Consider the following 6652-nt stretch of genomic DNA (forward strand, 5'->3'; position numbering starts at 1 on the left):
GACTTTTTCTTTTCTAACATCCTCTCTATTTCCTCTCGCTCTTTGAAGCTGATTGGCTTGCGAACTTGTTTCATGTCTAGAAATAAAATATAAACTTATTTTATCTCTAGGGTGGTGCTTATAATTTTAGAATGTACGAATCTAGTTTTGTATTTTGTGTTTTGTATTTTTTGTGCGATGATTTTTTACGAATTTTTCTCACACAAAATGTACGGAATTACTTCACTCTATACCGGTGCTCGTTCTCCTCAGTGGAAACAATCTTCTGGGTTTCAGAGTGCACCGAGGAATTTTCTTATTCCCACAGTAATAGATAAAACTCCGCATGGAGAACGTGTTTATGATATTTATTCCAGACTTCTTGAGGAACGAATTATTTTCCTCGGATCTCAAATTAACGATGAGGTCGCAAATACCGTAATTGCCCAGCTTCTTTTTCTCGAAAAAATTGATCCCAAAAAAGATATTACGCTCTATGTAAATTCTCCTGGGGGAAGTGTTTCTTCTACTCTCGCCATGTACGACACGATGCACCACATTAAGCCTGATGTTTCAACGGTTTGCGTTGGTCTTGCTGCTTCAGGAGGCGCTGTTATTCTCATGGGAGGATCAAAAGGGAAGCGGTACGCACTCAAACATTCCGAGGTCATGATTCATCAGCCACTTGGAGGAGCAGAAGGACAAGCAACGGAAATTGCTATTGCTGCAGAACATATTTTAAAGACAAAAGATCTTTTGAATGAAATGATCGCGAGGCACACAGGACAACCGATTGAAAAAGTAAAAGTTGATACCGAAAGAGACAAGTTCATGACTTCAGAAGAAGCCCTCAAATATGGGCTGATTGATCATGTGATTAGTGCGAAATAGGGGAAATAAGAGGCTCTGTATTGACTAAAATTAAAATTTGGTTTATATACACAGCATAAAATATTCACCTATTATCTATGGCACGAGAAAATTTTAGCAGTGAGCTGGATTCAAAGCGCTTATTGACTCCTGATGTAGCAACAGTAGATTCTGTTGGGAGGACTGGTGATGTTCCTGATATAGTTGGATCTACGAGAGCGGGAGTAGTAGAAACACATAAAAGTCCAGATGCTATTTCTCGTCTCGATGAGAAAATTCGTCAGCTTGAAGAAGTTGCGGAAAATCATTTACTTACTCCAGATCTTCTCGTAAAAGCTTGGGGAGCATTGAGGATGGAAGTTAATCCAAGAGAGCAGGAAGAATTAAGGCGTTTATGGGAATCATTCTTAATGGGTCCGGAATTTAGTGAGATTTTGTCAGCAGCAAAAGGGATTAGAAAAGCTACAATTGGAAACATTCCTCCCATCATTTGTCCGCCATTACCAAAAAAACTTTATGACAAAAATGATCGTGGTCGTGAGCATAACGGTAGTCTTGCAACCATGTCTTTAGTTGTACATCGTAGTCCAGAAAAATTAGACTTTACTCTAGATGATAGTGTTCCACATCGCGGAAATAAAGGGTGTATGCAAGATGATCTTTTGAATAAAATCTGGCGTCCGGCGGTTACTGTGTATGCAGCTGATTGTCTTGAAGGCTCGACTAAAAGAGTGTATGAAAAAGATACGGTAAATGGCGCGGAATCACAGACAGATATGCAACGACGTTTAGGACAAGAAATTTTTGGAGAAAGTAAATATATGGGAGTAGGAGTAAATATGGCTTTAGTACTAGCTTTGTTATGGCTTTCAACTGGAGGGAAAATGACAGCGCTGAGCAGCGGTCTCATTATGCGTACTAATGATTTTAGTACAGTTCAAGGTGCGCCGTTGGTTATTACAAGAACTTCACCTCAACAAGATGGTGATCTTGGTCGACTTTATCTTTTTCATACTGTTAATTTTCACATGCTTGCATCCTCGGTTGAAGGGATTGGTTCATCTTATCGCATACCTTTACAACAATAGAGAAAATTCTTGAATTTTTTTCTGTACCCTCTCTCCGACAAAAGAGATGGACTTCACATCTTTGATGTTTTAGGAATTCTGTGGGAATCGAGGCAATACCAGAAGCGCAGTCATAAAAATATTTTTTCCTGCGACAACACATTCCCTTCCATTCTCACTTTTCATTCCGAAGTTCTCTGAGGAGCTCTTTCTGTTTCGGGAGGCAGGAGGAGTTCTTTCGTATTCAGGAAACGATGAAAAATGTGCATTACTTCGTCAGCAGCGCCTCAAACTCCTCATCGTACTTGGAAAAGTACGCCTGCGTCGTTTTCGGCTTGCTTCCTCGTACTGCAACATTTTTGATCGTTTCCTGCTCATATGATATGGAGCATACTTTTTATAATATTTCTTGAATTGTTAAAAAAAGCATTAATTTTTAACAATAAATCGTGATATTGTTAAGAAGTTAAGCATTAAAAATATACTTGATATGTCAGACAAAATCACTATTTCCGGCAATGATTCCGAGCAGCGTCTCGATCGATATCTCCGCAAAAAGTTTCCTGAGCTTCCACTTTCGGTCATTTATAAATATTTACGGCAGAAAAAGGTGAAGATTATTCGAGGCGAGAAGAAATTTCATGGGAAAAAAGAAGATATGCTCCAAAAAGGAGATGAAATGCATCTCTATTTCGACGCTTCTCAATTTGGTGGAACTCCCAAAAAAGATGTTCCAAATTTCGATTTCGTTGTAAAGAGTCCATTTTTTAAGAAAAATTTTCGAATCCAATATGAAGATGAATATTTATGGATAGCCGATAAACTCCCAGGAATTGCCGTGCATCCGGGGACAAAAACACCATCTGGGAAATCACTTATCGATCTTTTTCTCGCGTATCAGAAATCAAAAAATCCGAATGCAATAGATCCAAAATTGGCACATCGACTTGATAAAGATACTTCAGGACTGATCATTATTGCAAAAAATGATCTCGTACTCCGAAAACTTTCGGCATTATTTCGAGATGGGGGAGTCAAGAAGCAGTATTTAGCACTCGTACAAGGAAAACTTCCGAAAAAATCAGGAATGATCGAATCAAATCTCCTTCGAACAGAAGGATCAAAACATACGAAAATACAAGTTTCTTCTCACATCGAATCAAAACCTTCACGTACGTTTTATAGTGTTCGTGAATACTCTCCAAAGCTGAATGCTTCACTTGTGGAAGTGACGCTCGATACTGGACGAATGCACCAAATCCGCGTGCATTTTGCCTCCGAAGGGCATCCACTTGCTGGTGATGATGTGTATGGGGAGCGAATGTGGAATAGAAAAATGAGAGATAAATTTGGATTGAAACGCCATTTTCTCCATGCGTATCAAATTGCATTTCCACATCCAATTACGCACAAGAAAATTGAGATTTCTTCTCCACTTCCGGAAGATCTCAGCAGAATTCTCAAGAATTTCTTTTGACTTCGGGCATTTTCTCGCTATAATTTTAAGCGATGAATCTTCACGTAGCATTTTGGGCTTTTTATTTCTTTCCTGAACATCGCGTCTAGAGAGTGCCTGTGTTTGTTGTAATTTGCACTTTCTTGAGACACCGGGAAGTGCTTTTTTAAATTTTTAATTTTAAATTTTGAAATTTCTAAATAAATCTTAATGTCTAATTTTTAAACGAAAAATGGCAGAATATTTTCAGTGATTATGAATTTTAAAAATTAGAAATTAGAACTTATTTAAAAATTTTAAATTTAAAATTTAAAATTCTTTTACCCCAATGTATATGATGATGGTTATTATGAAGCGCGACGCCACGAAAGAAGATATGAGTCGCGTGAAGGAGGAAGCGAAAGGCTTCAAGCTTGAGCCGATTGAAATGCCCGGCGAAGAGCGCGTTATTATCGCTCTCAAGGGTGATGAGCGTGTGGTAACGACGGGAAGATTTAAAAGTTTGCCAGGAGTTGCTGATGTTATCCCGGTGAATAAAAAGTATAAAATGGCATCTCGAGATACAAAGTGGGCAGATACGATCGTTGATATTGGGGGCGGAATTAAAGTCGGAGGAAATCATCAGGTGATTATGGCGGGACCGTGTGCAGTTGAGAGCGAAAAACAGCTTCGTGATGCGGCAGAAGTTGTGAGAAAACAAGGCGTTCGCATTCTTCGCGGAGGCGCATATAAACCGAGAACTTCTCCGTACGCTTTCCAAGGCCTTGGTCTCGAAGGACTCAAGCTCCTCAGAAGAGTGGCGGACGATCTCGACATGAAAGTGGTGAGCGAAATTATGGATGTAAGAAAAGTCGAAGAGGTTGCCAAATATACCGATATTCTCCAAGTTGGTTCACGAAATATGCAGAATTATGATCTTCTTCTTGAAGTAGGGAAGTGCAAAAAACCGGTGATGCTCAAAAGGGGACTCGGCTCTACGCTGGAGGAATTCCTTCTCGCGGCGGAATACATTTTGAGCGAAGGAAATACCAATGTGATTCTCTGTGAACGGGGAATTCGTACGTTTGAACAAGAAGTTCGTTTTAGTATTAATTTGGGCGCTGTTCCAATTCTCAAAGGTTTGACGCATCTTCCTATAATTGTTGATCCAAGTCATGCGATGGGAAGGAGGGAGTATGTTACAGACATGGCGCTCGCATCACTTGCGAGTGGTTCCCATGGAATTATTGTCGAAGTACACTGTGAACCGGAAAAAGCACTCTGTGATGGACCGCAAGCTCTCACTCCGGAACTTTTCAATGATCTTGTTGTCCGAGCGAAGAAAATTTCAGACGCTATCGATATGCCGCTCGTGCTCTTCCCATGATGCGAATTGAGATGCAGGGAAATTGTGATGAGCCCTGAGGAATTTTAAATTTTATAATTTAAAATTTCTAAATAAATTATAATTTTTAATGTTTAAAATGGAGTTTACAACTGGGAAAAAGTAAAATGTTTAAAAATTACAAAATTTTAAATTTAAAATGGAGTTTACAACTGGGAAAAAGTAAAATGTTTAAAAATTACAAAATTTTAAATTTAAAATTTCCTATGATTTCCATCAAACTCCCAGTTCAGGCGATATCTTATCCGATCATCTTGAAGAGCGGTTCATTTGAAAATATTGTGAGTGAACTTCCAAAGGAAAAACGAATTGTGGTTATCACTGATCACACTCTTCAAAAATTATTTGGAAAAGCCCTTCAAAATGCCGCAAAAGAACTGGACCTTACGTTTCTTTCATTTCCTCCTGGAGAAAATTCAAAAAATATACAAGTAGTCGAAGATCTTGCAAATCAAATGCTCGATCATGATTTTGGAAGACAAGATACTGTTCTCATGGCTCTCGGTGGCGGAATTGTTGGCGATATTGCCGGATTTCTCGCAAATATTTACATGCGCGGAATTCCATACATTCAAATTCCTACAACACTTTTGGCAATGGTCGACAGCAGTATCGGCGGAAAAACTGGCGTAAATTCCACGTATGGGAAAAACCTTCTCGGGACTATTTATCAGCCGCAAAAAGTGATTATTTCTTCAGTTTTTCTCGAAAAACTCCCAATAATTGAAATACAAAACGGTCTCGCGGAAATGGTGAAACATTCCATCCTCGACGGGAAAAATCATTTTGATGAACTCGAAAACCAAATTCCAAAGATTCTCAATCGGAATATTTCAATCACTCTTCCCCTCATCGAAAAAAGTATCGCCGTAAAAGCTCGTCATGTAGAAGCAGACGAGCGAGAGGAAAATGGAATTCGCGCCTATCTCAATTTTGGACATACGATTGGTCACGCCATCGAAAAAGCCTCAAATTTTGAAATTTCTCATGGGCACGCTATTTCCATTGGAATGATGATAGAGAGCGTAATTGCCGAAAAAGAACTCGGATTTCAGGGGACAGAAGAGATAAAGCGAGTGCTCAAAAAGTGCGGCCTTCCCACGGAACTTCCGGCATCGATTTCTTCTGCCGATCTCTTAAAATTTATGAAGCACGATAAAAAAAATGTCGGAAATACAATTGCTTTTTCTCTTCCAGAAAACTTTGGCAAGATGAAGCTTTGTTTTCTTGAAGATTTAGCCATATAGAGAATCTTGCACTTTCCACAAAATTCGAAATATTTTTTGAGAAAGCCCTCTCGTTTCTTTGAGTCTTTTCCACGCTTCTTTTTCGGAAACCCTCAGCATGATAATTTCATCACAAAGATTTCCGAGGTCAATTTTTTGAGGCAATGCACAGGGAATAAGAACATTTTCGCCGTTTTTTCGCGCACGCTTTACCTCTGTTTCAAGAACGATTTTAACTTTTGGATGGAGAATTTTTTCGAGTACGCGCAGCTTTCGAATATCTGAAAGAACAACTTCCGCGAGTTTCTTTCGATCTATTTCATGGTCCGTCCAGATATTCTCATCAGGAAATGATTGTAAAATTTGCTTCTTTATTTCTCGTCGTTTTAACATTTTTCTCCCAATTTCATCCACTTCAAAAATTTTCCACCGCATTTCGCGCTCATCATGCTTTTTTTGCAGTGCAAGCGTTGTTTTCCCCGAGCCGATTTTTCCAAAGATACCAATGATCATAATCAATTAGGAATTAGGAATGGCTTTGTTGCACAAATCATAATATAGAGACTCAGGAAAGAGCAATTTTCTTTTTCTAAGGTTTTCATACTATTTTGTAACTTTTTGGCATTCCGAGAGCAGTCATACTATTCAAAGCAGAACATATAAGAAAAGA

The 6652-nt window shown here is 38.8% G+C and carries 6 protein-coding genes; 5 read left to right on the top strand and 1 reads right to left on the bottom strand.

Annotated features, from left to right (window positions below; genetic code table 11):
• Positions 1-207: 207 nt before the first annotated feature.
• From HZA38_02525 to aroB, 5 genes are all read left to right on the top strand, one after another.
• The gene (locus tag HZA38_02525; GenBank protein ID MBI5414367.1) at positions 208-870 is read left to right on the top strand and encodes an ATP-dependent Clp protease proteolytic subunit; all 663 of its coding nucleotides are present in this window, start codon (positions 208-210) and stop codon (positions 868-870) included.
• Positions 871-947: 77 nt separating this feature from the next.
• Positions 948-1937, top strand: a complete 990-nt coding sequence (locus HZA38_02530) for a hypothetical protein (GenBank protein ID MBI5414368.1) — start codon at positions 948-950, stop codon at positions 1935-1937.
• Positions 1938-2406: 469 nt separating this feature from the next.
• A complete protein-coding gene (locus HZA38_02535; GenBank protein MBI5414369.1) occupies positions 2407-3393 on the top strand; it encodes an RluA family pseudouridine synthase in 987 nt (328 codons plus the stop codon).
• Between the two features lie 316 nt (positions 3394-3709).
• Complete coding sequence (aroF, locus tag HZA38_02540) at positions 3710-4738, top strand: 3-deoxy-7-phosphoheptulonate synthase (GenBank protein MBI5414370.1); 1029 nt, start codon at positions 3710-3712, stop codon at positions 4736-4738.
• 224 nt (positions 4739-4962) lie between these two features.
• Positions 4963-6003, top strand: a complete 1041-nt coding sequence (gene aroB, locus HZA38_02545; GenBank protein ID MBI5414371.1) for a 3-dehydroquinate synthase — start codon at positions 4963-4965, stop codon at positions 6001-6003.
• Here the strand turns inward: aroB and coaE are convergent.
• Positions 5992-6495: a dephospho-CoA kinase gene (gene coaE / locus HZA38_02550; GenBank protein ID MBI5414372.1), complete on the bottom strand. Its 504-nt coding sequence runs from the start codon at positions 6493-6495 to the stop codon at positions 5992-5994. The genes aroB and coaE overlap by 12 nt on opposite strands.
• Positions 6496-6652 lie beyond the last annotated feature (157 nt).

Source organism: Candidatus Peregrinibacteria bacterium (genome assembly GCA_016220175.1).
Lineage (GTDB): Bacteria > Patescibacteriota > Gracilibacteria > CAIRYL01 > CAIRYL01 > JACRHZ01.

What these genes read in the sequence shown, in the direction of transcription:
- HZA38_02535 (MBI5414369.1), top strand. Translation starts at nt 2,407, where the DNA reads ATGTCAGACAAAATCACTATTTCCGGCAATGATTCCGAGCAGCGTCTC.
- HZA38_02525 (MBI5414367.1), top strand. Translation starts at nt 208, where the DNA reads ATGTACGGAATTACTTCACTCTATACCGGTGCTCGTTCTCCTCAGTGG.
- HZA38_02530 (MBI5414368.1), top strand. Translation starts at nt 948, where the DNA reads ATGGCACGAGAAAATTTTAGCAGTGAGCTGGATTCAAAGCGCTTATTG.
- aroF (MBI5414370.1), top strand. Translation starts at nt 3,710, where the DNA reads ATGATGGTTATTATGAAGCGCGACGCCACGAAAGAAGATATGAGTCGC.
- aroB (MBI5414371.1), top strand. Translation starts at nt 4,963, where the DNA reads ATGATTTCCATCAAACTCCCAGTTCAGGCGATATCTTATCCGATCATC.
- coaE (MBI5414372.1), bottom strand. Translation starts at nt 6,495, where the DNA reads ATGATCATTGGTATCTTTGGAAAAATCGGCTCGGGGAAAACAACGCTT.